This is a genomic window from Enterococcus cecorum (assembly GCF_052119425.1).
GTDB classification, from domain to species: Bacteria; Bacillota; Bacilli; order Lactobacillales; family Enterococcaceae; genus Enterococcus_E; species Enterococcus_E cecorum_C.
Genome location: NZ_JBQKFH010000099.1, coordinates 1 through 617 on the forward strand (window position 1 = coordinate 1; position 617 = coordinate 617).

1 protein-coding gene is annotated in these 617 nt (G+C 32.1%); it reads right to left on the reverse strand.

The features are described 5' to 3' along the window. Positions 1-617 (reverse strand): ISL3 family transposase (locus ACTQZM_RS11970; RefSeq protein WP_441653890.1); only part of this gene is annotated, 617 nt, incomplete at both ends.

A 617-nucleotide genomic window follows, 5' to 3' on the forward strand; every position in this document is an offset into this window, starting at 1 on the left:
AAAAAGATTCTTCTTCGCATATTTTCAAAGTTTCTAAATCCAAAAGAAACTCGTTGAAGAACTTTGATTAAATTGTTCTTCCCTTCTAGTTTACCGTTTGAATAAGGTAGTCTTAGGGAATTCTTTATACTGCGTGTGTGTTTGGTTAAATATTTTAGCGATTTTTTAAACGATTTATCTAAGTTTCTTGGCAAAGCATCTAGTACATCAAAAAATTCGTTGTATTCCTTGTCCTTGAAGTGTCCGAGCAGACTTTGATAAATCTCGTAACATTGCTTGAAGCCTTCGTCAAATGAAAGTAAGGTATCTACAACTTCTGTTTGAGTGACAAATTTTTTGTCGAATAATGGGTACTGTAATCGTTTCTCGTAATTCAGATTATCCTCGTGTGTTAAAACGAATTTCCAATATCTTTTTAATTTCGTATAGTGACGAGATTCCTTATTTTTTTGTTCTTTCATGACTTGAATTCGTTTATTATTCAAAGCACGATTCAATTGTTGGACAATATGGAAACGATCAATGATTATTTCTGCATTAGGAAATATTTCTTTGATAGCATAAGGATAAGAGGCATTCATATCCATTACCACATATTTCACACGACACCGATTTTC